This is a genomic window from Brevundimonas sp., assembly GCF_031082345.1.
GTDB lineage: Bacteria > Pseudomonadota > Alphaproteobacteria > Caulobacterales > Caulobacteraceae > Brevundimonas.
Map to the genome: position 1 here is coordinate 1 of NZ_JAVHLH010000227.1, position 1,588 is coordinate 1,588.

The 1,588-nt window shown below is 62.0% G+C and carries 2 protein-coding genes; both read left to right on the forward strand.

Annotated features, from left to right (window positions below; translation table 11 throughout):
* The first annotated feature begins 537 nt into the window (after nucleotides 1-537).
* Nucleotides 538-1,179, forward strand: a complete 642-nt coding sequence (locus tag RDU12_RS12730; RefSeq protein WP_300291698.1) for a spermidine synthase — start codon at nucleotides 538-540, stop codon at nucleotides 1,177-1,179.
* A 153-nt stretch (nucleotides 1,180-1,332) separates the two neighbouring features.
* On the forward strand, nucleotides 1,333-1,588 hold a 256-nt coding region (locus RDU12_RS12735; RefSeq protein WP_308684937.1), incomplete at its 3' end, for a DUF983 domain-containing protein.

A 1,588-nucleotide genomic window follows, 5' to 3' on the forward strand; every position in this document is an offset into this window, starting at 1 on the left:
CTCGTGTGCGCGCCCAGCTATGCCGATCAGCAAGCCGACGAAATTCTAATATCTTGAAATTTCTATTGAAATGGATCGATGTAAAAACTGCGTGATGGCGTTATCTTTCGAGACGTATTGACAACGTCTCATATCCAAATCGTTAGCGACTCACTTTGCTACTGAAACCAGCGCAAAGTATCATATATGGATTGCTTCGATGGTGCCTGGGGCCCCTGACGTTGACCTGGTATCCGACGCCGGGTTCAGTCTCGATAATAGCGGATGGGCCGGTTCGGCCTGCAATGTCTGTCGTAGCTAGCCAACCAGGATCCTCACGTACTGAGCGTCGTCCTTTGGGAGCTTCCCGACCGCTATCAGGACACCAAAGCTTCCTCCGGGCTTCTCGAGCTTCCCGTGGAGCCAGCCGTGCGGAGCGCCATCGGCACCGTCGTTCAGCTCGGCCGCGCGCTTGTTGATGGTTTATACATCTTTCATCATGTTTGACCTCGGTGTAGAGCACACTTCGATATCAGTCGAGCGGAGTGACACCCGGTGATGCGGATCCTCGAACGCGTGGAAGAGGACGGTCGGCAGGTGAGCGTCGTCGAACTCGTCAGTGACGGCTCGCGGCACTACTACGACGGGGGGGTGCTCTACACGGGCGTCGACGCGGCCGGGACCAACACCCTCGACTATGTCGATGCCATGGCCCTGGCGCTTCCGCGTTCCGGAAAAGTGTTGGTTCTGGGCACGGCCGGCGGCGCACTCGCCACCCTGCTGCATCGCGCCGGCGCCTGCGTCACGGCGGTCGATATCTGGCCCCAGGCCTTCAGCCTCGCCCGCCGCTGGTTCCATTTGCCGGCGGCGGTGACCTGCGTCAGAGCTGATGCGGCGGCCTTTCTGCGCGCCACGCCGACCCTGTGGCCGGCCGTGGCGGTCGATGTCTTCGACGGCCTAACCATTCCCCCCTCGATGCTGGCCCGCGAAACCGGCGCTTCGCTGGCCCGGGTCCTGTCCCCAGGCGGAGTCATTGTCTGGAACGTGGCGGCCGGCTTGAACGAACTGGATACGCGGCGCGTCCTGCGGATGCTTCGGGAGTCCGGCCTGGCGGCCCGGGCCAAATCGGTCCGCGGCGACCACCGTCTGGCCAATACCCTGGTCATCGCCCAGAAGCCGGATTGGCCCCGGGCCGCCTGACTGACCCGATCCGGCTCAGAAGACATCCCGCCAGCCTGATGCTTTACACATCACGATTGATGTGTAATATGCCCCAATGCTCACTAAAAGTTCTGTCACAGCCGCCGGGCCGTCGAACTTCGACGATCCCGACGTTCGTCGCGTCTTGTCCGTATGAGCGCGCGTCCCAATCCTGTCGTGGCGGGCGTGAAATGCCGCTGCCCCAACTGCGGCAAGGGGCCCTTGTTCTCGGGCTTCCTCACGGTTCGCGAACACTGCGAGACGTGCGGCGCCGATCTGTCGGCGGCGGATTCCGGCGACGGACCCGTGGTCTTCATTCTGCTGATCGTCGGCGCCATCGGCTGTTTCGGCCTGCTCTTCACCGAGGTCAGCTTCCACCCGCCGATCTGGGTCGAACTACTGATCTGGC